This window comes from Sphingobium fuliginis (assembly GCF_015074805.1).
GTDB lineage: Bacteria > Pseudomonadota > Alphaproteobacteria > Sphingomonadales > Sphingomonadaceae > Sphingobium > Sphingobium fuliginis.
The window spans coordinates 85,718-107,363 of record NZ_CP060035.1; the positions used below are offsets into that span (position 1 = coordinate 85,718).

The 21,646-nt window shown below is 66.9% G+C and carries 22 protein-coding genes and 1 pseudogene; 9 read left to right on the top strand and 14 right to left on the bottom strand.

All coding sequences use genetic code 11. The features are described from left to right. Positions 1-147: 147 nt before the first annotated feature. Positions 148-711, bottom strand: a complete 564-nt coding sequence (gene ahpC / locus H5V43_RS00375) for an alkyl hydroperoxide reductase subunit C (RefSeq protein ID WP_013040906.1) — start codon at positions 709-711, stop codon at positions 148-150. Between the two features lie 131 nt (positions 712-842). Next, a pseudogene (gene betI, locus H5V43_RS00380) lies at positions 843-1,480 on the bottom strand (transcriptional regulator BetI). A gap of 128 nt (positions 1,481-1,608) precedes the next feature. Here betI and H5V43_RS00385 point away from each other — a divergent pair. Next, on the top strand, positions 1,609-2,076 hold the full coding sequence (locus H5V43_RS00385; RefSeq protein WP_025551127.1) for a hypothetical protein: 468 nt from the start codon (positions 1,609-1,611) through the stop codon (positions 2,074-2,076). Between the two features lie 71 nt (positions 2,077-2,147). Further along, positions 2,148-2,387: a hypothetical protein gene (locus H5V43_RS00390; protein WP_025551125.1), complete on the top strand. Its 240-nt coding sequence runs from the start codon at positions 2,148-2,150 to the stop codon at positions 2,385-2,387. Positions 2,388-2,503: 116 nt separating this feature from the next. Here H5V43_RS00390 and H5V43_RS00395 read toward each other — a convergent pair whose 3' ends face one another. The 4 genes from H5V43_RS00395 to H5V43_RS00410 all read right to left on the bottom strand — a co-directional run bounded on the left by H5V43_RS00395 (position 2,504) and on the right by H5V43_RS00410 (position 6,792). Beyond that, on the bottom strand, positions 2,504-3,031 hold the full coding sequence (locus H5V43_RS00395; RefSeq protein WP_025551124.1) for a CarD family transcriptional regulator: 528 nt from the start codon (positions 3,029-3,031) through the stop codon (positions 2,504-2,506). A gap of 279 nt (positions 3,032-3,310) precedes the next feature. Continuing rightward, on the bottom strand, positions 3,311-3,649 hold the full coding sequence (gene fdxA, locus H5V43_RS00400) for a ferredoxin FdxA (RefSeq protein ID WP_025551122.1): 339 nt from the start codon (positions 3,647-3,649) through the stop codon (positions 3,311-3,313). 208 nt (positions 3,650-3,857) lie between these two features. Next, entirely contained in the window at positions 3,858-4,154 is a 297-nt protein-coding gene (locus H5V43_RS00405) for an RNA-binding S4 domain-containing protein (RefSeq protein ID WP_044661669.1), read from the bottom strand. Continuing rightward, complete coding sequence (locus H5V43_RS00410; protein WP_244968637.1) at positions 4,147-6,792, bottom strand: helicase-related protein; 2,646 nt, start codon at positions 6,790-6,792, stop codon at positions 4,147-4,149. The genes H5V43_RS00405 and H5V43_RS00410 overlap by 8 nt, the downstream gene beginning before the upstream one ends. A gap of 379 nt (positions 6,793-7,171) precedes the next feature. Between H5V43_RS00410 and H5V43_RS00415 the strand changes: the two genes are divergently transcribed. Together H5V43_RS00415 and H5V43_RS00420 are read left to right on the top strand one after the other, a co-directional pair. Next, a complete protein-coding gene (locus tag H5V43_RS00415; RefSeq protein ID WP_025551597.1) occupies positions 7,172-8,701 on the top strand; it encodes a M23 family metallopeptidase in 1,530 nt (509 codons plus the stop codon). Positions 8,702-8,737: 36 nt separating this feature from the next. Then, positions 8,738-9,535, top strand: coding sequence for a nucleotidyltransferase family protein (locus tag H5V43_RS00420; RefSeq protein WP_025551598.1), 798 nt, complete (start codon positions 8,738-8,740; stop codon positions 9,533-9,535). 68 nt (positions 9,536-9,603) lie between these two features. Here H5V43_RS00420 and H5V43_RS00425 read toward each other — a convergent pair whose 3' ends face one another. Continuing rightward, on the bottom strand, positions 9,604-9,945 hold the full coding sequence (locus H5V43_RS00425; RefSeq protein WP_025551600.1) for an ArsR/SmtB family transcription factor: 342 nt from the start codon (positions 9,943-9,945) through the stop codon (positions 9,604-9,606). Between the two features lie 290 nt (positions 9,946-10,235). On the opposite strand from H5V43_RS00425, the gene H5V43_RS00430 reads away from it, so the two are divergent. Together H5V43_RS00430 and folP are read left to right on the top strand one after the other, a co-directional pair. Next, on the top strand, positions 10,236-11,360 hold the full coding sequence (locus H5V43_RS00430; RefSeq protein WP_025551601.1) for a site-specific DNA-methyltransferase: 1,125 nt from the start codon (positions 10,236-10,238) through the stop codon (positions 11,358-11,360). A gap of 44 nt (positions 11,361-11,404) precedes the next feature. Continuing rightward, positions 11,405-12,526, top strand: a complete 1,122-nt coding sequence (gene folP / locus H5V43_RS00435; protein WP_099186199.1) for a dihydropteroate synthase — start codon at positions 11,405-11,407, stop codon at positions 12,524-12,526. 80 nt (positions 12,527-12,606) lie between these two features. On the opposite strand, the gene H5V43_RS00440 is transcribed toward folP, so the two are convergent. The 6 genes from H5V43_RS00440 to rplU form a co-directional block, all read right to left on the bottom strand. Further along, positions 12,607-13,527 carry an NAD-dependent epimerase/dehydratase family protein gene (locus H5V43_RS00440; protein ID WP_025551603.1) on the bottom strand — a complete coding sequence of 307 codons (921 nt, stop codon included), beginning with the start codon at positions 13,525-13,527 and terminating at the stop codon, positions 12,607-12,609. Between the two features lie 4 nt (positions 13,528-13,531). Continuing rightward, a complete protein-coding gene (gene proB / locus H5V43_RS00445) occupies positions 13,532-14,662 on the bottom strand; it encodes a glutamate 5-kinase (protein ID WP_025551605.1) in 1,131 nt (376 codons plus the stop codon). 121 nt (positions 14,663-14,783) lie between these two features. After that, positions 14,784-15,878 carry a GTPase ObgE gene (gene obgE / locus H5V43_RS00450; protein ID WP_025551607.1) on the bottom strand — a complete coding sequence of 365 codons (1,095 nt, stop codon included), beginning with the start codon at positions 15,876-15,878 and terminating at the stop codon, positions 14,784-14,786. Between the two features lie 122 nt (positions 15,879-16,000). Then, positions 16,001-16,591, bottom strand: a complete 591-nt coding sequence (locus H5V43_RS00455; protein ID WP_025551609.1) for a GNAT family N-acetyltransferase — start codon at positions 16,589-16,591, stop codon at positions 16,001-16,003. 273 nt (positions 16,592-16,864) lie between these two features. Next, entirely contained in the window at positions 16,865-17,134 is a 270-nt protein-coding gene (rpmA, locus tag H5V43_RS00460) for a 50S ribosomal protein L27 (RefSeq protein ID WP_022683124.1), read from the bottom strand. A 30-nt stretch (positions 17,135-17,164) separates the two neighbouring features. Then, a complete protein-coding gene (gene rplU / locus H5V43_RS00465; protein ID WP_007683601.1) occupies positions 17,165-17,461 on the bottom strand; it encodes a 50S ribosomal protein L21 in 297 nt (98 codons plus the stop codon). 188 nt (positions 17,462-17,649) lie between these two features. On the opposite strand from rplU, the gene H5V43_RS00470 reads away from it, so the two are divergent. Genes H5V43_RS00470 through ybaL form a run of 3 tightly spaced genes read left to right on the top strand, consistent with a single transcriptional unit; the run spans position 17,650 to position 19,950 of the window. Next, entirely contained in the window at positions 17,650-18,048 is a 399-nt protein-coding gene (locus tag H5V43_RS00470) for a hypothetical protein (protein WP_244968638.1), read from the top strand. 56 nt (positions 18,049-18,104) lie between these two features. Beyond that, positions 18,105-18,245, top strand: a complete 141-nt coding sequence (locus H5V43_RS00475) for a hypothetical protein (RefSeq protein WP_173676453.1) — start codon at positions 18,105-18,107, stop codon at positions 18,243-18,245. 58 nt (positions 18,246-18,303) lie between these two features. Further along, positions 18,304-19,950, top strand: coding sequence for a YbaL family putative K(+) efflux transporter (gene ybaL, locus H5V43_RS00480; protein WP_025551612.1), 1,647 nt, complete (start codon positions 18,304-18,306; stop codon positions 19,948-19,950). A gap of 145 nt (positions 19,951-20,095) precedes the next feature. Here the strand turns inward: ybaL and H5V43_RS00485 are convergent, their stop codons facing one another. Next, positions 20,096-21,637, bottom strand: a complete 1,542-nt coding sequence (locus tag H5V43_RS00485; RefSeq protein WP_025550854.1) for a cryptochrome/photolyase family protein — start codon at positions 21,635-21,637, stop codon at positions 20,096-20,098. Positions 21,638-21,646 lie beyond the last annotated feature (9 nt).

The window sequence follows — 21,646 nt, forward strand, 5'->3', positions numbered from 1 at the left end:
ACGGTGCGACCCGAAGGTCCGGCGGTGTTTGCGATGATGCGATTTGACTTCGTCGTGCTCCTGCGAAGGCAGGAGCACGCGGCATGCAGAGGCGCTGCCGGATCAGGGAGGAACTCGACCCGATCCGGCAGACGCCCTTTCAGGTCTTCAGATCTTGCCGACCAGGTCGAGCGACGGAGCAAGGGTCGCTTCGCCTTCTTCCCACTTGGCCGGGCAGACTTCGCCGGGATTGGCGGCGACATATTGCGCGGCCTTGACCTTGCGGAGCAGTTCGGTCGCGTTGCGGCCGACGCCTTCCGAGGTGATTTCCATGAACTGGATCACGCCTTCGGGATCGACCAGGAAGGTCGCGCGGTCGGCAAGGCCCACGCCCGGGCGCATCACGTCGAAATTATTGGTGATCTGGCCCGACTGGTCGCCCAGCATATAATAGTTGATCTTGCCGATGGCCGGCGAGGTGTCGTGCCAGGCCTTGTGGCTGAAATGCGTGTCGGTCGACACCGAGTACACCTCTACGTTCAGCTTCTGCAGCGTCGGGTAGATGTCGGCCAGATCCTCCAGCTCCGTCGGGCAGACGAAGGTGAAGTCGGCGGGGTAGAAGAAGAAGACGGCCCACTTGCCCTTCACGTCGGCGTCGGTCACGTCGACGAACTTGCCTTCCTTGTAAGCGGTGGCCTTGAACGGCTTGATGGTCGTGTTGATAAGCGCCATGGGCTTTCCAGTTCCTTTTTAGGGGGTTGCTGTTGCCCGACCCATGTAGGGAAAGCGCAGGGCGCCGTGAAATTGGTTTTATCGACAAGGTTGATTGATAAAAACGATCACCGCCAGCTTCATTAATCGATCTAGCCGTTTCTCGGCTTTTGCAGGACGTAGTTCATCGCCTCCTCCAGCATGCCCAGCGCTTCCTCTATGGTGAAGGTGGAGGAGTCGAGGCACAGTTCCAGCCACAGGCCGTCGATCATCGCGGTAAGCCCGATGGCGGCGATGCGCGCGTCGGGACGGGGAATCTGGGGCGCCGCCTCGCGCAGCAGCACCTCCATGCGTTCGCGCCCGCCGCCATAGGTTTCGGCATGGGTGGCGGCGATGGCGGGATTGGTCTTGTTGAGGCTCCAGAAGGAAATCCAGGTCGCCAGCAGATCGGGGTCCAGCACGGGCGGCTGGAAGTTGGAGCGCAGATAGGCCCAGAGCCGTGCGCGGGGGCAGGAGCCGGCCTCCGCCACGGCGCGTTCCATGGCGGCGGCGACCTTTTCACCGACATCGCGATAGGTGGCCAGGATCAGCGCGTCGACGCCGTCGAAATAATGGGTGAGCAAACCGGCCGAAACGCCGGCATAGGCGCAGATCGCGCGGACGGAGGTGCCGCCCCGCCCTTTTCCGAAAGACAGCGCGCCGTCGCCTCGATCAGGGCCTGCCGCCGGACATCGGCGGATTCGCGAACGAACCGCGCCCTTTCCGGGCGCCCCTCAACCTTGTTCTCCATCTCTTTTCCCCGCCCATGATCCTGCCTTCCCGCCGCAGCCGCTGGCAAGCGGCTCCGCCCCCTGTCGGGAAATGGATCGAAGCCCCGCGTTCAGCGGTTTATCGGGTCAATTGCAAGGAGAAAGATGGATGAATCGTCGCAATCTGGGCCTGATTCTCCCGCTGATGGCGATGGGAGCGCTAACTTCCGGTTGCGCCAGGAGCGCCGACGAGGGCGGGGCCGCGAACAATGCCGCGCAGCCGGCCGATGTGGAGGCGATTGCCGAGCCCGATGCCGTCAATGCCGCCGCCAACGGGGCGGCGGGCCTGCCCACCGACGAGTGGGTCGGGCGGTGGAATGGGCCGGAGGGGCTGTTCCTGGACATCCAGCCGTCGCCCGATGGCCGGCCCGGACATTATGCCATCGCCAATCAGGACAATCTGGACCGGCAGGGAGACTATCCCGGCGTGGCCGAAGGGGCGACGATCCGCTTCGTGCGCGACGGCAGGGACCTGAGCATTCGTCCGGGCACGGGCGCGGAAACCGGGTTCAAGGATCTTGCCGGCCGGCAGGATTGCCTGATCGTGCTGCCGGGCCGGGAGGGCTATTGCCGCTGATCCGGTCAGGAACCCGCCCGCTCGCTTGCGCATTTATGCCGCCGGGTGGCGTGAAGACGAGGAGGATTTCTATGGCGGATTATCAGGATCGTCCGGCGACGACCACGATCATCGAGAAGCGTGGCGGCGGCGGAACCATGGTGGCGGTTCTCCTGCTGGTCGTGGTCGTGGCGATTGCCGCCTTCTTCCTGATCAGCAGCCAGAGCCGGAAGGACAGCGCAGTCGAGAGCGCGGCCACGCAGGTCGGCCAGGCGGCGAGCGATGTCGGAGATGCGGCGAAGGACGCGGCGGGCGCTGCGAAGGGCGAATAGGCCCGGCGCCGCACCGGCGGTCTCCCGCCGTTCGTCCGGTTGGATTGCAAAAAAAGGGCGCCCTGTTCGGGGCGCCCTTAATTCTGGCCTGCCGTTGTCGGCTCAGCCGGATGTCGTCAGCCTTCCACCTTCGCATGCCGGGGTGCGGCTTCGTTGAGGATGCGCAGGATCTTCTTGAGCGCGCTCGGTTCGTCCGTTTCCTCCATCGCCGCGAGTTCGCGGGCGAGGCGGCTGGACGCGGCTTCAAAGATCTGCCGTTCGGAATAGCTCTGTTCCGGCTGATCGTCGGCGCGGAACAGGTCGCGGGTCACTTCGGCGATCGACACCAGATCGCCCGAATTGATCTTCGCTTCATATTCCTGCGCGCGGCGCGACCACATGGTGCGCTTCACCTTGGGCTTGCCCTTCAGGGTTTCGACCGCTTCCTCCAGCGTCTTGTTGGAGGACAGCTTGCGCATGCCGACGCCCTCGGCCTTGTTCGTGGGCACGCGGAGCGTCATCCGCTCCTTTTCGAAGCGCAGGACATAGAGTTCCAGCTCCATGCCCGCAATCTGCTCCTTCTGCAGTTCTATGACGCGGCCAACGCCATGCTTGGGGTAAACAACATAATCACCTACGTCAAAGGACAGCGCCTTGGCAGCCATTTGAAACCTTTCCATGTCTTCGGGGGAGCGGTGGCATTCGCGTTGCAGGTGCGAAAAGGTGCACGAGCCAGGGAAGCGCGGCGCCACCATCATAACATCAGGCATTTGTCTCCGTAGTGGACGCGACCATGTCCACCTGTTGGCGCCTATTTAGCAGATTCGTAACAAAATTGCCACCCCCGGACACAAAATCCGGGAGTGGCGGTGCAAATTAAACGCAACAGCTAGTCTTCATGAGGATGCCGGCGGCGGTTCGCGACAGCCTTGCGGCGCGGCGCTTCAGCTGCCCGCGCCGGGCTCCGGCGAGAAGAATTTCTCCAGCTTGTTTTCGATGCCCTTCATCTCGTCGGCGTCGGCGGGGGCTTCACCCTTGACGGTGATGTTGGGCCATTCGGCGGAGAATTTCGTGTTCAGCTCCAGCCATTTTTCCAGGCCGTTCTCCGTATCGGGCAGAATCGCCTCGGCAGGGCATTCCGGTTCGCACACGCCGCAGTCGATGCACTCGTTCGGATTGATGACCAGCATGTTCTCGCCCTCGTAGAAACAGTCCACGGGGCAAACCTCGACGCAATCCATATATTTGCAGCGGATGCAGTTATCGGTCACGACATAGGTCATGGGTCAGCACTCTTGGTAGGGAGACAATCGGCGCCCTGCTATGCGCGGTCGGCGCGAAGGTCAATGAGGATATTGTTGGGGCGCGGGTAGTGGGCTTTTTCCCGTTATCCCTGTGGGGGCGGGGATTCATCTTCCCTGCCGATGAGCCGGGGGCGATGTTGGGAGATGGGTTCCCGCCTTCGCGGGAACGACAAAAGGGGGGGGGGCTTCAGGCGCCGACCGTCAGTTCCTCGTAGCAGGACTGGGCTTCGGGGGCGGGGCCTCGGCGGCCGGGGAGCTGGAGGATGCGGACGACCCGGACGCCGCTGGGATGGGGAAAGGTGATGAGATCGCCGGCCCGCACCGGCGCGTGCGAGCGTTCGATGCGGCGGCCGTTGAGGCGGATATGGCCGTCCTCCGCCATTTTCTGGGCGACCGAACGGCTCTTTGCGAGGCGCGCGAACCAGAGGAACTTGTCGATGCGCAGGCTGGGGCCGTGGGCCGCGACCAGGCCCGCGTCAGCCATTGCGGCCCAGCAGTTCGGCAAGGCCCGCAAAGGCATGGTTGCCGGTGGGGGCAGGGCCGGACGAGGCGGCGGGGCGCGGCCCCCGGTCGTTGCGGGGCTTGCCCTGGGCGGGCGCGCCGCGCTTTTCGCGGCCCGGATGCTGCTGGTGCGTCCGCGCCTTCTGCCGGCCACGGAAGGCCCAATTGGGTCCGCCCTCCGCAGGCGCCTCCACGGCGCGGAAGCCCGCGAGGCGCATCAGTTGCAGGAAGGCGTTCTCCGACAGGCCGAGCGAGACGATCTGCGGGCTCTGCGCGGTGAAGGCCTCGTTCCTGGCGATGGCTTCATGCGCGGTGCGGGCCATGCGTTCGGCCATGTCGATGCGCAGCATCTGTTCGCCAAAGCCGCGGAAGCCGGCGATGCGGGCGCCCATCTGCTCAGGCTTTTCGCCGGCCGGGATCAGGGTGAGGCCCGGGCCGGGCAGGGGCAGGCAGGGCTTGCCCAGGCGCGCGGCCAGCAGGGCGGCGCGCCAGCGGGCGGCGCCGGGCTTCAGCAGGCCGGGATGATAGATATCGAGCACGCCGATGTCGATGCCGGCGCGGCGCAGCAGATGGCGCTGGTCCTTGTCGAGATGGCCGAGCGCCGAATCGAGTTCGGTGCGCGCGATGACGCCGCCGGCATCGGCAAGCTGGGCGAAGACGGCGCGGACGACGGCGGGGACTTCGGGATCGGCGCTGCTGGCCACCATCCTGGTGAGGGGCAGCAGATGCTTTTCCTTCTGCGCGTCCATCCATGCGGCAAGGCGGGCCGCCACCTGCTTCTGCACATCCTGTCCCATTGCGAGGAGCGCGCGGTCCAGACGGATTTCCGGGGTCAGCAGCGCGGGGCCGCCGTGCAGCGTCGCCACCGGATCGCCCTTCCAGCTTATGCCGGGGGCCTGCCCTGCTTCGTCCATGAGCGCGAAATCGGTATCGGGTGCGCCCAGCAATTCGTCAGCCTTCACTCGCAATATCCTTCCAAGGCGCCGTTCAGCGGCCGCCAGCAGCATCTTCCTGTCCTGATGCCGGGTAGCGGGATCGACCGAGAAACGAAATCCGTCAAGTCGCCCGATCGTCTCGCCATCGACGCAGACTGTCCCGTCCTGTTCGATTTCGACCGGCAGATTGGCCGCGCTTTGGCCGATGTCCCTTAGCAGAACGGTGGTGCGCCGGTCCACGAAACGCTGCGTCAGCGCGGCGTGGAGCGCGTCGGAGAGCTTTTCTTCGAGGGCGCGGGTGCGCTCCGCCATTTCCGCCGGATGGGCGAGCCAGTCGGCGCGATGGGCGATGTAGGACCAGGTGCGGGCGGCGGCGATCCGGCCGGAGAGGGTGTCGATGTCGCCCTGAACCGAATCGAGTCGCGCAATCTGCTGGGCGAACCAGTCGCGGGGGATGTGGCCCGTCCCTTCGGACAGGAAGCGCCAGATGCGGCTGACGGCGCGGGCATGATGTTCGGCGCCCAGTTTCTGGAAATCGGGCAGGCCGCAGGCGGCCCAGAGCCGTTCGACCTGCTTCCTGCCGCGTGCCCGATCAATCACCAGCGGGTCGTCGGCGAGCCGCCTGAGCACGGCGAGGTCGACCGCTTCGGGCGCGGCGCGCAGTTCGGGGCGTTCGGGCTTCTGCTCCAGATCGGAAATGAGGTGATCCAGCCGGTCGGTGCGCGGCGTGCCGTTGCGCCAGAAAAGCTGCTCCACCGGCGGAAACCGGTGCGCCTCTATCGCCTCTATCTCCTCCGGCGTGAAGGCGGCGTCGCCATCCTCATGGCCCAGGCTGCCGAAGGTGCCGTCCTGGTGGTGGCGGCCGGCGCGACCGGCGATCTGCGCCATTTCCGCGACGGTCAGGCGGCGGGTGCGGCGGCCGTCATATTTGCGCAGCGAGGCGAAGGCGACATGCGCGACGTCGAGGTTGAGGCCCATGCCGATCGCGTCGGTGGCGACCAGATAGTCGACCTCTCCGTTCAGGAACATCTGCACCTGCGCATTGCGGGTGCGGGGCGAGAGCGCGCCCATCACCACCGCCGCGCCGCCCCGGAAGCGGCGGAGCATTTCCGCCACGGCATAGACCTCCTCGGCGGAGAAGGCGACGATGGCGGAACGCTTGGGCAGGCGGGAGAGCTTTTTCGCGCCGGCATAGCTGAGCGTCGAGAAACGCGGGCGGCCGATGATCTCCGCATCGGGGACCAACGCCTTCACCACCCGGCCGATGCTGGCCGAGCCGAGGATCATCGTTTCCTCCCGGCCCCTGGCGCGCAGGAGGCGGTCGGTGAAGACATGGCCGCGTTCCGGATCGGCGCCGAGCTGGGCTTCGTCCAGGGCGACGAAGGCGTAATCCGCCAGCCCCTCGTTCGCGGTCCCGGCCTGCCGACCGATCGGCATGGATTCCGCGGTGCAGAGGAAATAGCGGGCGCCGGGGGGCACGATCTTTTCCTCGCCGGTGATGAGGGCGACCTGCGCCGGGCCCTTCATGCCGGCCACCCGGTCATAGACTTCCCGCGCCAGCAGGCGCAGCGGGAAGCCCATCATCCCGGAGCTATGGCCGCACATGCGTTCGACGGCGAGGTGGGTCTTGCCGGTGTTGGTGGGGCCCAGGACGGCGGTGAGGGGCGATCGGGCGAACTGGGCCATGGTCCCTGCTATGTCGGGCATGGATCGGGGAAGGGCAAGGGGAAAGGCCCGGGCGGGAGGTCGAATTGGGGTGCGCGGGTCTTGCGGGTGGGCCGCCGGCCTTGCGGCGGGGGTGGGGGTGGGAGATGGATCCCCGCCTTCGCGGGGATGACGGGGAGGGGGTGGGGATGAACGGAGGAGGCGGGGGTGACGGGGAGAGGCGAGGATGAGGGGACGAGCGGCGGGGATTGGTCCGCCGGTCCTTTGCGGGGCACGGCCGGTCGCGGAAAAAGGGTTAAAAAAGGCGTGTTTATTTGACTTTAACCTTGTGCTTTTACAAAATTGCGGATGAACGCGCGGCGGGGGTCGGGCGATATTTGCCCCGGGGGCGTGTTTTACCGTGTTTCATGATGGTCAGATCAATGCCCAGCAGGGTGGCGCTTCCGCGTCCCTGTGGCTGACTGACTCGATCCGCAGGGCGGGACCGGCCGAGGATCGGCGCGACTGGCGGGAGAAGCTGCGCGACTGGGCCGAGGATGTGGAACTGGTTCCCGACCTCGGCCAGCGGGTGGGAAGTTTCACCTGGTTCCGGGGACTTGCGACCTGTTTCGGGCTGTGCGCGGCGGCGCTTTATCTGTCGCCGGGCTTTCATGCCCTGCCCGGCGCGCCGCAGCCGCTGATGCCGGCGAGGCAGTTCGACGAAGTGCGCAGCCAGATGATCATGCCGCTTGCCCTGGGCGCGGACAGCGGACGGCGCATGGGGCCGACCGACGCGGTGCAGCCGCTGCGCGAGACGCCGGAGCGGCCGCAGATCGAATTGCGCGCGCAGATCGGCGGCAGCGATTCGCTGGGCCGGGCGCTGGCGCGGGCGGGCGTGAGCGGCGGCGACGTGGCGACGGTGACGAGCCTGGTGGCGGGCGACACCGGCGCGGGATTGAAGCCGGGCACGCCGCTGGACATCGTGCTGGGCCGCCGGCCGAGCCGGGACGTGCCGCGGCCGCTGGACCGGCTGAGCTTCCGGGCGCGGCTCGATCTGGGGATCGAGATCGCGCGGGCCGGCGGGGTCCTGCAGGTGCAGCGGACGGCGATCCATGTGGACGAGACGCCGCTGCGCATCCAGGGCGTGGTGGGCGAGAGCCTCTATCGATCGGCGCGGGCCGCGGGCGCGCCGCCCAAGGCGATCCAGAGTTTCCTGCGCGTCGTCGCGCAGCAGGTCGATCTCGGATCGATCTCGGCGGGGGACCGCTATGACATCGTCACCGAATATCGGCGGGCCGACACGGGCGACGTAGAGGTGGGCGACCTGCTGTTCGCCGGGCTGCACCGGGCGAGCGGGCGCGGCATCGACATGCTGAAATGGACGCAGGACGGGCGGACCCAGTGGTTCGAGGCGTCGGGCGTCGGCCAGCGGCGTGGCGTGCTGTCGGCGCCGGTGGCGGGGCGCATGTCGTCCAGCTTCGGCATGCGGCGCCATCCGATCCTGGGTTATACCCGCATGCATGCGGGGATCGATTTTGCCGCCCATTATGGTTCGCCCATCTATGCGGCGACGGACGGCGTGGTGTCCTATGCCGGGCGGCATGGGGGGCATGGCAATTATGTGCGGCTGGAGCATGGCAACGGCCTTGCCACAGGCTATGCGCATATGAGCCGCATCGCCGCGTCGCCGGGGCAGCGGGTGCGGCAGGGGCAGGTGATCGGCTATGTCGGATCGTCGGGCCTGTCGACCGGGCCGCATCTGCATTATGAGCTGTACCGGAACGGACGGACGATCAATCCGCTGTCGGTGCGGTTCACCACGACATCGCAATTGGCGGGCAGGGAACTGGCGGCTTTCCGGCAGCGGCTGGTGCAGTTGAAGAGCCTGCGCATCGGCCTGCCCGTGCAGGTGGCGCAGAAGAGCGCGGCGCCGGCCGCGGCCGGGAAATAGCTTTTCGCGGGCGATTCCCTCCGCTAACGGGCGGGAATGAACGCAGCGGCTTCCGACATCACCGCGATCCTGCTGGCCGGGGCGCGGCCGATCCCCGATCCCCTGGCGGCGGCGGCCGGCGTGGCGGTCAAGCCGCTGGTGCCGGTGGCGGGGGAGCCGATGATCAACCGGCCGGCCCGCGCCCTGCTGGCGCATCCGGCGGTCGGGCGGCTGGTCGTGCTGACCCAGGCGCCGGAACTGTTCGCCGCCGATCCGGCGACCGCCTGGCTGGCGGAGCATCCCGAAGTGCGGTTCGAAAGGAGCGGGGGCGGAATCGCTTCCTCCCTCATCGCCTTGCTGGACCGGGGGGACCTGCCCTTTCCCCTGCTGATGACGACGGCGGATCATGTGCTGCTGGACGGGGCCATGCTGGACCAGATGGTGCGCGAGGCATCCGGCGCGGACATCGCCGTGGCGATGGTCGAGCGCAGGACATTGCTGGCGCGCTATCCGGGGTCGCGGCGGACCTGGCTCAAATTTCGCGACGGCGGGTGGTCGGGGGCGAATCTCTTCTGGTTCGGCAGCGGCAAGGCGCGGCCGGTGGTCGCGCTGTGGCAGGAGGTCGAGCAGGACCGGAAGAAGGGGTGGAAGATTCTGTCCGCCTTCGGACCGCTGGCCCTGCTGGGCGCGGTGCTGCGGATTTCGACGCTGCGGGGCGGGATCGCGCGGGTGGGGCGGCGCTTCGGGATCGTGGCGCGGCTGGTGGCGATGGAGAAGGCGGAGGCCTGCATCGACGCGGACAAGCCGGATGACGTGGCGCTGATCGAGGCGATCCTGGCGGGGTCTGTGCGATAGAAGCGGCGTGTTCCTGCCTGCGCAGGAGCACCTAATTCCATTTCCGCATGTTGTTCCATGTTCGAAAGTCAGTAGGCGTCCAGTTCCTCCAGCGCGGTGAAACGCTGCGACCAGAGCGCGCCGTAGACCGCCATCCACTGCACGACGGGCGCAAGGCCCTTGGCGCGGGCGGAATAATAGGTTTCGCGCCCGGCGCGGCGGGCCGTCACGAGGCTAGCGCGTTTCAGCTTGCCGAGATGGCGGGACACCATGGGTTGCGATACGCCGGAAATGGCGGTGAGGGCGTGGACGCTCTGTTCCCCTTCGCGCACCAGATATTCCAGCAGGGCGCGCCGGGTGCCGTCCGACAGGGCCTTGAACAGTTCGTCGCAGGAGGCCGATCGATCCCCCTTTAAAATATGGTCGGTCATGGACCCATTCATAATCATCGGGTTATCGATGGGTCAAGGTGAAGGCGGTTTTTACCCTTCCCAGCGGCGTTAACCAAAAAAACTTCGGGCCTGTTCTCCGCTGAGTCTTTTGAGTCACACTAGCCGATCTTGAGTCTTTCGAGTCGCTGTCGACTCAATATCTAGTGGCTACCCGGTTCGTTCTCCGTCATGTTAACCATTATGTGAGGCTTGAACCCTAAGTTGCTGATCTTGACGGCTGACTCCGGAGGACTCATCGCTGGGCCTCAGAAGGAAACGGGGGTCACGAAATGGGTGTCATGGAACGCGTCGCGCCGCGGCGGAAAAAGGCGGTTGCGCCCGTGGAGGTCGAGGCCGACCGCCTGCTGCGCGGCGACTGCATCGCGGAAATGGCGAAGCTGCCCGATGCGTGCATCGACATGATCTTCGCGGACCCGCCCTATAATCTCCAGCTTGGCGGCGACCTGTTCCGGCCCGAGGGCAGCCGGGTGGACGCGGTCGACAATGACTGGGACAAGTTCGATACGCTGGGTTCCTACGACCGTTTCACCAAGGCCTGGCTGCGGGAAGCGCGGCGCATATTGAAGCCGAACGGCACCATCTGGGTGATCGGCAGCTACCACAATATCTTCCGCGTCGGCACGGCGTTGCAGGACGAGGGCTTCTGGATCCTCAACGACATCATCTGGCGCAAGTCCAATCCCATGCCCAATTTCAAGGGCACGCGCTTCACCAACGCGCATGAGACGCTGATCTGGGCGAGCCAGGGCGAGGATGCGCGATATACGTTCAACTACAAGGCGATGAAGACGCTGAACGACGAGTTGCAGATGCGGTCCGACTGGGTGCTGCCGATCTGCGGCGGGCAGGAACGGCTGAAGCGCAACGGCACCAAGGCGCATCCGACGCAGAAGCCGGAGGCCCTGCTCTATCGCGTGCTGCTGGCCTGTACGAAGCCGGGCGACGTGGTGCTCGATCCCTTTTTCGGCACCGGGACGACGGGCGCGGTGGCCAAGCGCCTGGGCCGCAGGTGGATCGGCATCGAGCGCGAGGACGATTATATCGAGGTCGCGCTGGAGCGGATCGAGGCGGCGCTGCCGCTGGACGAAAGCGCGCTGACCATCATGCAGACGGCGCGGCAGCAGCCCAAGGTGGCGTTCGGCACGCTGGTCGAGACGGGCTATCTGCAGCCCGGCGCGGTGCTGACGGATTCGAAGCGGCGCTGGCAGGCGGTGGTGCGGGCGGACGGATCGCTGTCGGTGGGGGCGGATACCGGCTCGATCCACAAGATGGGCGCGACCTTGCAGGGTGCGCCGAGTTGCAATGGCTGGACCTTCTGGCATTGCGAGGTGGAGGGCGTGCTGAAGCCGATCGATGCGCTGCGGCAGACCTATTTGCTGGCGAACGAGCCTTAACGATCCCGGATTTCCTTTCGGGCTCTGGGCGACGGAGTTTGAAGATGTTGCCACAGCTTCCTGCCGATGCGCGGCTTTACCTGCGCCCCATCTGGTTCGTGCCGTCGCCCGTCGGTCTGGCCGACGGGTCGGCGGCGCGGATGGGCAATGGGTTGCTGTGGTTCCAGGCTTATGAGCTGACGGCGCGGAAGGACGGGCGGCGGGTGGCGCGGGCGACGGTGCCGGTCGCGGAATTTGCCGACGCCATTGCGGGGCTGCCCGATGCGCTGGCGGAGCGGGCGCAGCGGCTGGCGGCCAATATCTCTGCGCAGCGTCCGCCCCTGGTGCTGGGGGAACGCACCATCCGGTTCGACGCGCCGCAGGTGATGGCGATCCTGAACATCACGCCGGACAGCTTTTCCGACGGCGGCAGGCATATGGACGATCCGCAGGCGGCGGCCGATGCGGGCTTCGCCATGGCGGCGGCGGGGGCGGCGCTGATCGATGTGGGCGGCGAATCCACCCGGCCCAGGGCGCCGCGCCTGTGGGAAGGGGATGAGATCGCCCGCGTCGTGCCGGTGATCGAAAGGCTGGCGGCGGCGGGGATCCCCATGTCCATCGACACCCGTAAGGCGGCGGTGATGGAAGCCGCGCTGGCGGCGGGAGCGTCGGTCGTCAATGATGTGAGCGCGCTGCGGCATGATCCCCGCGCCATGGAAGTGACGGTTGCGGCGGGGTGCCCCGTCATCCTGATGCATGCGCCGTCGGCCGGGGACGATCCGCACGACAATGCCGGGGGTTATGGCGATGTCGTGGCCGATGTGTTCGACATGCTGGAGGCGCGGGTGGACGCCTGTCTGGCGGCGGGGGTGCCGCGCGGGAAGATCATGGTCGATCCGGGATTGGGATTCGGCAAGTCGCTGGGCGACAATCTGGCGCTGGTGAACGGGCTGGCGACGTTGCAGGGGCTGGGCGTGCCGCTGCTGTTCGCGGGCAGCCGCAAGCGCCTGATCGGGGCGCTGTCGAATGAGGCGCCGGCGGCGGAGCGGCTGGGCGGATCGGTGGCCCTGGTCTTTCGCGCCGCTGAACTGGGCGCGCAGATGGTGCGGGTGCATGATGTCGCGGAAAGCGTTCAGGCGCTGCACCTCTGGCGCGGTCTCGCGGATGCGGGCTTGGGCGCGGTTTAGAGCATCGTGCGGAGAAAGGGGAGGCGGTTTAGGCCTTGCCGGGAGAGTCCCCGTTCAGGCCGTGGCGGAGGCCGTGCCGCTTATCGCAGCCAGCCTTTCGCCCGATAGGCTTCGGCAGTGGCCTTCAATCCCTCTTCCGTCGGCACCCGGGGCACCCACAGCTTTTTGGGCGGTTGCCTGCGCTTCGTCACGACCCAGTCGGGGTGGCAGAAATAGCTGACCCGGTCGGGCGTCAGCCTGGCGTTCCTGCCGCGCACCAGCCGGTCGAGGCGCGCGCCCATGCCCAGCAGCCAGGCGGGCGTCGCGAAGGTCCGCACCGGCCGTCCGACGGCGCGTCCGATCGCCTGCGCGAAGTCCATATGGTCCCAGCCGCCGGGCGTGCCGTCATCGACCTCATAGACATGGGTCAGGCTCTTCATGTCCTTTTCGACCGCCAGCGTCAGGAACAGACGGGCGAGGTCGCCCACCTCGATCACCGACAGGCGTCCGCCGGGCGGCATCAGCATGATCCCGCGCCGGGCCATGCGGAACAGTTCCAGCATCTCCCGGTCGCCGGGGCCGTAGATGGCGGGCGGGCGGATGATCGTCCAGTCGAGGCCGCTCGCCTTCACATGCCGCTCCGCCAGTTCCTTCGACCAGCCATAGTCCGACAGTTCCGGTTCCCGCGCCGAAAGCGAGGAGACGTGGATCAGCCGCTTGACCCCGCGATGCCGCATCGCGTCGACCACCGCCATGGTGCCGCGCGCATTGCCCGTTTCGAAGCCTTCGCGGTCGGGCGCGTTCACCACGCCGGCGATGTGGATCACCACATCGGCGTCGCGCACCAGCGTGTTGAGCGCCGCCCGGTCCTCCAGCGCGCCGGGCACCCATTTGAGATGGGCGCGCGGCGGCTGCGCCCGGCGGGTGATGGCGCTGACATGATGTCCCGCCGCCAGAGCCTGATGGAGCGTTTCGGCGCCGACGAAACCCGTCGCGCCCGTCATCGCAATGCGCAGGGACATGGGATCAGACCATCGCCATATGATCGCGGTGGACCAGCACCGAGCGGGGCAGATGCCCCAGCAGCGCGGCGATGTCCTCGCTGCGCTTGCCGGCGATGCGGGAGGCTTCCTCGCTGTCATATTCGATGAGGCCGCGGGCGATCACCCGACCATCCTCGGCCAATATGTCGACCACATCGCCGCGGGCGAAGATGCCATCGACCCGCGCCACGCCGGCCGGGAGCAGGCTGTTGCCGCGGCCCAGGGCGGCCTCCGCCCCCGCATCGACCACGATACGACCGCGCACGGTGAGGCGGCCGGCGAGCCAGCCCTTGCGCGCGCCCCTGGCCTGTGCGGCGAGGAAGATCGAGCCCTTGCCGCCATCCGTCCAGTGCGACAGCGGCGAATCCACCTTGCCGGAGATGATCGCCAGATGCGCGCCGGCCCCGGTCGCGATCCGCGCCGCCTCGATCTTGGAGGTCATGCCCCCCGATCCCATGCCCGAGGCGGAGCCGCCGTCCGCCATCCCGGCGATGCGCGCATCGATGCGCTCGATTGTCTCTATCAGCATGGCGTCCGCATCGACATGCGGGTTGGCGGTGTAAAGCCCGTCGACGTCCGACAGCAGCACAACTGCGTCAGCCCGTGCCGCCTGTCCGATGCGCGCCGCCAGCCGGTCATTGTCGCCGAAGCGGATTTCCGCCGTGGCGACGCTGTCATTCTCGTTCACGACCGGCACGACGTCGAGCGCCATCAGCCGTTCCAGCGTGGCCGACGCATTGAGATAGCGGCGGCGGTTTTCCAGATCGTCCAGCGTCACCAGCATCTGCGCGGCGGTGATGCCCCTTTCGTGGAGCAGGCTGGCCCAGCATTGCGACAGCGCGATCTGGCCGGTGGCGGCGGCCGCCTGCGCGTCTTCGAGCGAGCCGCGTCCGCCCTTGGGCAGTTTCAGCCGCCGGGCCCCCAGGGCGATGGCGCCGGAGGAGACGATGATGATCTGCTGGCCCGCAGCCTTGCGCGCCGCGATGTCGGCCACCAGCGTGCGCAGCCAGGATTGGCGCACCTCGCCCTTCGGATCGACGAGCAGGGCGGAGCCGATCTTGATGACCAGGCGGCGGATTTGCGAAGGAGGGAAGCCGGAGAGGGAAGAAGTCATGAAGCGGTCCGAATGCGCTCCTCCCCTGCAGGGGAGGGGGTGGGGTGAGGAGGCAAGGCGGGGGAAGCCCTATCCGGCAAGCCCCCATCCCCGACCCCTTCCCTGAAGGGGAGGGGAGGAGTTACAGTGGCGACCACGGCTTCTCGTCTTCTTCTTCTGTCCCATCCTCATCATCCTCGCCGGGCTGGTCCAGCAGCGGCAGCACTGCGTCCAGCAGGGCCGGCACGCCTTCGCCGGTCGCGCCGGAGATGATGAACACATCGTCCACCCCGGCCTCGTCCCGAAGCTGGCCGGCAATGTCCTCCATCAGTTCCGGCCCCAGCAGGTCGCCCTTGTTGAGCGCCACGATCTGCGGCTTTTCGTCCAGCCCGCCGCCATAGGCCGCGAGTTCATCCTGCACGATGCGGAACTGTTCGACCGGGTCGTCGCCGGTCGCGTCGATCAGGTGCAGCAGCACCCGGCAGCGTTCGACATGGCCCAGGAAGCGGTCGCCGATCCCCGCGCCCTCGGCCGCGCCCTCGATCAGGCCCGGAATGTCGGCCAGCACGAATTCCCGGTCGCGATGCAGCACCACGCCCAGTTGCGGCTTGGTGGTGGTGAAGGCATAGGCGCCGACCTTCGCCTTGGTGTTGGTGACCTGGTTGATGAAGGTCGACTTGCCCGCATTGGGCATGCCCACAAGGCCCACATCGGCCAGCAGCTTCAGCCGCAGCCACACCCACATTTCCTGCCCCGGCCAACCCGTGCCATGCTGGCGCGGGGCGCGGTTGGTGCTGGTCTTGTAGGACAGGTTGCCGCGCCCGCCGTCGCCGCCGCGCAGCAGCACGATGCGTTGCCCCACCTGCGTGAAGTCGGCCAGCAGTTCCTGTTCATATTCCATCGTCCCGTCCTCATCCTCCGTACCGTCGACGGGCGTGGGATCGGACAGGATCTGCGTGCCCACCGGCACCTTGATGACGAGGTCTTCGCCGCCGGCGCCATAGCGGTTCTTGCCCGCGCCGGGCATGCCGCGCTGCGCCTTGAAATGCTGGGTGTAGCGGAAGTCGATCAGGGTGTTCAGCCCGGCTACCGCCTCGAAGATGATGTCGCCGCCCTTGCCGCCATTGCCGCCGTCGGGACCGCCATATTCGACATATTTTTCGCGCCGGAAACTGACCGCGCCGGGACCGCCCCAGCCGGACTTGATGAAAATCTTCGCTTGATCAAGAAAATGCATCGCGCGCCCATAGCGGTTTATGCGGCGGAATTAAACAGGCGCGCGGCAAAAGCGGCCGCTTGCCCGAAAAGCGGCCGGCGCCGGAGAAGGCGGCGCCGCGCCGCCATCCCCGGCAGCAGGGATCAGGCCGCCAGCGCGGGCAGCGAATCCCCGTAGAGGTCGGTCGACGAATCCGTCATCATGGGGCTGGCGCCCGCCTGTCCGGAGGCGCCTTCCTCGAAGACCAGGCAATCCGCCGCCGCGCCCCGGCCCAGGCTGAAGCGCCTTTCCATCCGGCCGGTATAGCGGAAGCCGAGCTTGCGCAGGACGTTGCCGGATGCCGGATTGTCCACGAAATGGGCGGCGCGCACATCGCGGACGCCCGAGGCGCGGGCCATGTGCATGACGGCGCTGGCCGCTTCGGTCGCGAAGCCGAGTCCCCAATAGGGGCGGGCGATCCAATAGCCCAGCTCCACCCTGCCATCAGCCGCTGCATGGAGGCCGCAGCCGCCGACAAGGCGCGGCGCGCCCTTGGTGCGGGTGAAGGCAAGCAGGCTGGGCAGGCGCGGGTCCTGCGGCTGGGCCAGGAACGCCTGCGCATCGGCCTGGCTGTAGGCGGCCGGTGCGCGGGTCAGGTTGCGCAGGACGGCCGCATCGCCGATCGCTTCGGCAAGGGCCGGCGCATCTTCCATCCAGCCGGGCCGCAGCAACAGGCGGGGGGTACGGGCGAACATCGAAAGTCTCCTAATCTCCGGCGCGCCAATGACCGCGAAAAGTTACGGCTTGACGACTATCTTCTCTGGCTGGGCCCCGCCCGCACGACGCGCGAGAAAGCGAGGGGTTCCAGAGAGTTGAGGGAAATTCAGGGGAGACGCCCGTCGATACGAAAAAGGGGCGCTCCCGGATGGGGCGCCCCTTGTTTCCCTCGAACTCTGGCGGTGTGACCAAAGTCGTTCCGCCAGGAGGATCGCCCCGATTGCGAGGGACGATCCGTCATCGATCGTCCGTTATTCGGCTGCTTCGGCCAGTGCGTCGACCGACACATATTTGCGGCCGAGCTTGCCGGTGTGGAATACCACGCGGCCTTCACCCAGCGCGAACAGCGTGTGGTCCTTGCCCATGCCGACATTGCGGCCCGGATAGACGCGGGTGCCGCGCTGGCGAATGATGATGTTGCCGCCGATCACTTCCTGACCGCCGAACTTCTTCACGCCAAGGCGCTTCGATTCCGAATCGCGACCGTTGCGCGACGAACCGCCAGCTTTCTTATGTGCCATGACTTAAACTCCTCGTGACTTTGCTGCGGCTCAGGCGATCGACACGATCTTGAGGATCGTGTGATTCTGGCGGTGGCCGTTGCGACGACGGTAGTTGTGCCGGCGGCGCTTCTTGAAAACGATGACCTTCTCGCCCTTCGCCTGCGCGACGATTTCGGCGGCGACGGTCAGCTTGGCTGCGTCCTTCACGTCGCTGCCTTCGCCGGCGAACAGGACGTCATCCAGGGTCACCTTGTCGCCAGCCTCACCGGCCAGCTTCTCGACGACGATCTTGTCTCCGGCGGCGACGCGATACTGCTTGCCGCCCGTGCGCACGACTGCGAACATGGCTCTTCTCTTCTCGTTCAAATCTGCTTTACGCAGATCGTCGAGGGACAATGCCCTGTTGGACCCGCGCGGGAATGTGGCCCGCTACTGGAATGACTCGCCCATGTCAACCGGCAAGCGCGGCATTCGGGGCTGGTTTTTGGCCTTGCGCGTCCCTATCTTGGCGCGGCGAAAGGATAGCATCACGCATGACGCCAGCGCCATACAGGAATGAAGCACTGGCCGCCCGGCTGCTGTTCATCCTGACCCTGTGGCTGTCGATCGGCGTGGCCCTGCTGAGCGCGCTCGCGCCCCTGGGGCCGCCATCCAGCCGGTTCACCGGCTCCGCCTTCAACCCGGCCACCACCGCCGTGGTGTTGAAGGCCCGCGCCCATGCGACCCCTGTCGCCGCGCAGGCCATCGAGCCGGATGGCGACGGGCGGGCGCCGTTTCCGGCGTTCGCCATGAGCGGGCCGATGGCCATCGCAATGCTGCCGGGCGTCGTCCTGCTGCGCGCCGGCGACCGATTCTCTCCCGCCTTCGTTTCTTTCCCGTCCTTCCACCTGCTTTCCCCCCGGCGGGCGCGGGCGCCCCCGGTCCTTTCCTGACGCATCGCCCTCTGGGCGGCCGTTCCAGGCCGCCATCAGGAAAAAGGAGCCTCTTCATGACCCGCAGAAGATCGAGACGCGGCAGCGCGGGCTCGTCCCGCCGCCGTCCGCCATGGTGGTTCATGCCGGCCGTCATGGCGGGACTGGGCGCGGCCGGCGCGCTGTTGTCGGCGGCGATGCTGACCGTCGCTGAATGAATATGATATGCCGCCGATGGAGGGCGTTCCTCCATCGGCGGTCAGGGAAAGACACTCCATGCCCCATCACACGCCCCTGATCGGAACGATCGTCGCGGGCCTTGTCGTCGCCTTCGTCATGGGCGCCATCGCCCATCGCTTGAAATTGTCGCCGCTTGTCGGCTATCTGATCGCCGGGATCATGGTCGGGCCGTTCACACCGGGCTTCGTCGCCAATGCCAGCCTGGCCAATGAACTGGCGGAGATCGGCGTCATCCTGCTGATGTTCGGCGTCGGCCTGCATTTCTCCCTGCGCGACCTTCTGTCGGTGAAGAACATCGCGGTGCCCGGCGCGCTGGGCCAGATCGCGGTGGCGACGCTGATGGGCATGGGCCTGGCGCATGTCATGGGCTGGCCGCTGCTGGGCGGGCTGGTCTTCGGCCTGGCGCTGTCGGTGGCGAGCACCGTCGTGCTGCTGCGCGCCCTGCAGGGGGCGGACCTGGTGGAAACGCGCCGGGGCCGGATCGCCGTCGGATGGCTGATCGTCGAGGATCTGGTGATGGTGCTGGCGCTGGTGCTGCTCCCCGCGCTTGCCGGGGTCATGAACAATGCCGATGCGGCGGGCGGGGCCAATGCCGGGGCCTTGCTGGCGCCGCTGCTGGGCACGCTGCTGAAGGTCGCGGGCTTCGTCGCGCTGATGCTGGTGGTCGGCCGCCGCGTCATTCCCTGGGCGTTGCACTGGGTCGTGCATAGCGGATCGCGCGAGCTGTTCCGCCTGGCCGTGCTGGCGATAGCGCTGGGCGTCGCGTTCGGCGCGGCGGTCGCCTTCGACGTGTCCTTCGCGCTGGGGGCGTTCTTCGCCGGCATGATCTTGGGCGAGACGCCGCTCAGCCGCCGCGCGACTGAGGAGACGCTGCCGCTGCGCGACGCCTTCGCCGTGCTCTTCTTCGTTTCCGTCGGCATGCTGTTCAATCCGGCGGTGCTGGTCGAGCAGCCGCTGCCGTTGCTGGCGACGGTGGCGATCATCATCGTCGGCAAGTCGATCGCCGCCTTCGCCATCGTCCGCGCCTTCGGCCATCCGGGCGACACGGCGCTCACCATCGCGGCGAGCCTGGCGCAGATCGGGGAATTCTCCTTCATCCTCGCCTCCTTGGGGACGGGATTGGGGGTCTTGCCGGCCGAGGCGCGCGACCTGATCCTTGCGGGCGCGATCGTTTCGATCTTCCTCAATCCGCTGATCTTCTCCCTGATCGTGCGCGGGCACAAGCAGGAGGAGGTGGAGGAAGAGGCGCAGGCCCAGAAGGCGAAGGCCAAGCCGCGCATCGGCCATGTCATCCTGGTCGGCTATGGCCGGGTGGGGAAGCTGATCGCGGATCGGCTGGCCGAGAAGGGCGCGCATTTCGTGGTGATCGAAGCCGATTCCGACCGGGCGGAAGAGGCGGAGGAGGCCGGCCTTACCGTGGTGCGGGGCAGCGCGCTGGAGGACCGGCATCTGCGGGCGGCCGGCATAAACGAGGCGCGGCGGCTGCTGATCGCCGTGCCCGAAGGGTTCGAGGGCGGCGCGATCCACGAACATGCGCGCCACCTCAATCCCCATCTTCAGGTCATCGCCCGCGCCCATTCCGATGCGGAGGTCAGGCATCTGGAGGGGCTGGGCGTGCCCCATGTGGTGATGGGGGAGCGGGAGCTGGCGGCGCGGATGCTGTCGCTCTGCGGGGCGGGTTAGGGTGTTGTCAAACGGAGCTTGGTCGATCGATGCGAAGGCATTCTAGAGCATCGTGCGCAAAAGTGGGAACCGGTCTTGCGCTTAAAAGGATGCGACAACAAAAGCTTGGAGCGCGCGGCCTGCGTAGGATTTAACGCAGCGCGCTCTAACCGTTGCCCAATCCGTCGAGGAACCGCGCCGCCTGTTTCCTGAGGGCGGCGCGGTCCTCCACGCTCATCCGGTTCCAGTTGCGATAGGGCATGGCGAGGCGCGGATTGCGCGCCAGCTTCCGCTCGTTGCGGGCCAGAAAGTCCCAGTAGAGGGCGTTGAAGGGGCAGGCGTCCTCGCCAAGGCGCTGCTTCACGTCATAGCGGCACCGGCCGCAATAATCCGACATGCGGTTGATATAGGCGCCGCCCGCCGCATAGGGTTTCGACCCCAGCAGGCCGCCGTCCGCGAACAGCGCCATGCCAATGGTGTTGGGCATTTCCACCCATTCATAGGCGTCGGCATAGACCTCCAGATACCAGACATGCACCTGCACGGGGTCGATCCCGGCGAGCAGGGCGAAATTGCCGGTGATCATCAGTCGCTGGATATGATGGGCGTAAGCGTGGTCGATGGTCTGGCCGACCGCCCGGGCCATGCAGTGCATGTCGGTCTTGCCCGTCCAGTAGAAGCCGGGCAGGTCGCGCGTCGCATCCAGCGCGTTGCGGCGGCCATAGCCGGGGCCTTCGTGCCAATAGACCCCGCGCACATATTCGCGCCAGCCGATGACCTGCCGGATGAAGCCCTCCGCCGCGTTGAGCGGGACCCTGCCGGCGCGGTATCGCCCCTCCACCGCCCGGCAGAGCGACAGCGGGTCGAGCAGTCCGGCGTTGATATAGGGCGAAAGGACCGAGTGCCAGAGGAATGGCTCATCGGTCAGCATCGCGTCCTGATAGTCCCCGAAGCGGGGCAGGGCCTGGTCGAGGAAATGGTCCTGCTGGCGTTGCGCATCCTCATGCGTGACGGCGAAGTGGAAATGGTCGAGCGAACCGATATGGTCTGAAAAACGCGCCGCGACCAGCGCCAGCACATCCCGCGTGATCGGGTCGGGGCGGAAGCGGAGCGGCTGCGGCATCAACAGGTCGCGCCGGGGCGGCGGTTTTCGGTTTTCCGCGTCGAAATTCCACTGGCCGCCTTCGGGTTCGCCCTCTTCCGTCAGCAACAGCCCGGTCCTGCGGCGCATGTCGCGGTAGAAAAATTCCATCCTGAGCTGCTGGCGCGCCGCCGCCCAGGCATCGAATTCGGCATGGGAGCAGAGGAAGCGGTCATCCTCATGGATGGTGACGGGGATGCCGAAGCGGCCTTCCCATTCCTCCAGCATCGCGCGGACGCGCCATTCGCCGCCCTCCGTGACGTGGATGGCGGAGGGACGGTGGCGTTCGATGGCGCGGGCGACCTCCCCGGTGAAGCTGCCGCTGTTTTCCGGCTGGTCGAGCTTCACATAGTCGACCGTCCATCCGAGCGCCCTCAACCGATCGGCATGATGGCGCATGGCGGAGAGGATGAAGGCGATCTTGGCCTTGTGATGGCGGACATAGGTGGTTTCGTCCGCCACCTCCATCATCAGCAGGATGCTGTTTGCCGGGTCGGCGTTCCGGAGCGACGCGATGCCGGGCGTCAGCTGGTCGCCGAGGATCGGGATGAGGAGGGGGGCAGCCATGGCTTTTCA

Excerpts from the sequence above, each read along its gene's own strand:
- obgE (WP_025551607.1), bottom strand. The coding sequence starts at position 15,878 with ATGCATTTTCTTGATCAAGCGAAGATTTTCATCAAGTCCGGCTGGGGC.
- fdxA (WP_025551122.1), bottom strand. The coding sequence starts at position 3,649 with ATGACCTATGTCGTGACCGATAACTGCATCCGCTGCAAATATATGGAT.
- rpmA (WP_022683124.1), bottom strand. The coding sequence starts at position 17,134 with ATGGCACATAAGAAAGCTGGCGGTTCGTCGCGCAACGGTCGCGATTCG.
- H5V43_RS00475 (WP_173676453.1), top strand. The coding sequence starts at position 18,105 with ATGACCCGCAGAAGATCGAGACGCGGCAGCGCGGGCTCGTCCCGCCGC.
- H5V43_RS00405 (WP_044661669.1), bottom strand. The coding sequence starts at position 4,154 with ATGGCTGACGCGGGCCTGGTCGCGGCCCACGGCCCCAGCCTGCGCATC.
- H5V43_RS00470 (WP_244968638.1), top strand. The coding sequence starts at position 17,650 with ATGACGCCAGCGCCATACAGGAATGAAGCACTGGCCGCCCGGCTGCTG.
- rplU (WP_007683601.1), bottom strand. The coding sequence starts at position 17,461 with ATGTTCGCAGTCGTGCGCACGGGCGGCAAGCAGTATCGCGTCGCCGCC.
- H5V43_RS00455 (WP_025551609.1), bottom strand. The coding sequence starts at position 16,591 with ATGTTCGCCCGTACCCCCCGCCTGTTGCTGCGGCCCGGCTGGATGGAA.
- H5V43_RS00485 (WP_025550854.1), bottom strand. The coding sequence starts at position 21,637 with ATGGCTGCCCCCCTCCTCATCCCGATCCTCGGCGACCAGCTGACGCCC.
- H5V43_RS00425 (WP_025551600.1), bottom strand. The coding sequence starts at position 9,945 with ATGACCGACCATATTTTAAAGGGGGATCGATCGGCCTCCTGCGACGAA.
- H5V43_RS00410 (WP_244968637.1), bottom strand. The coding sequence starts at position 6,792 with ATGGCCCAGTTCGCCCGATCGCCCCTCACCGCCGTCCTGGGCCCCACC.
- H5V43_RS00430 (WP_025551601.1), top strand. The coding sequence starts at position 10,236 with ATGGGTGTCATGGAACGCGTCGCGCCGCGGCGGAAAAAGGCGGTTGCG.
- folP (WP_099186199.1), top strand. The coding sequence starts at position 11,405 with ATGTTGCCACAGCTTCCTGCCGATGCGCGGCTTTACCTGCGCCCCATC.
- H5V43_RS00390 (WP_025551125.1), top strand. The coding sequence starts at position 2,148 with ATGGCGGATTATCAGGATCGTCCGGCGACGACCACGATCATCGAGAAG.
- H5V43_RS00395 (WP_025551124.1), bottom strand. The coding sequence starts at position 3,031 with ATGGCTGCCAAGGCGCTGTCCTTTGACGTAGGTGATTATGTTGTTTAC.
- H5V43_RS00420 (WP_025551598.1), top strand. The coding sequence starts at position 8,738 with ATGAACGCAGCGGCTTCCGACATCACCGCGATCCTGCTGGCCGGGGCG.
- ahpC (WP_013040906.1), bottom strand. The coding sequence starts at position 711 with ATGGCGCTTATCAACACGACCATCAAGCCGTTCAAGGCCACCGCTTAC.
- ybaL (WP_025551612.1), top strand. The coding sequence starts at position 18,304 with ATGCCCCATCACACGCCCCTGATCGGAACGATCGTCGCGGGCCTTGTC.
- proB (WP_025551605.1), bottom strand. The coding sequence starts at position 14,662 with ATGACTTCTTCCCTCTCCGGCTTCCCTCCTTCGCAAATCCGCCGCCTG.
- H5V43_RS00385 (WP_025551127.1), top strand. The coding sequence starts at position 1,609 with ATGAATCGTCGCAATCTGGGCCTGATTCTCCCGCTGATGGCGATGGGA.
- H5V43_RS00440 (WP_025551603.1), bottom strand. The coding sequence starts at position 13,527 with ATGTCCCTGCGCATTGCGATGACGGGCGCGACGGGTTTCGTCGGCGCC.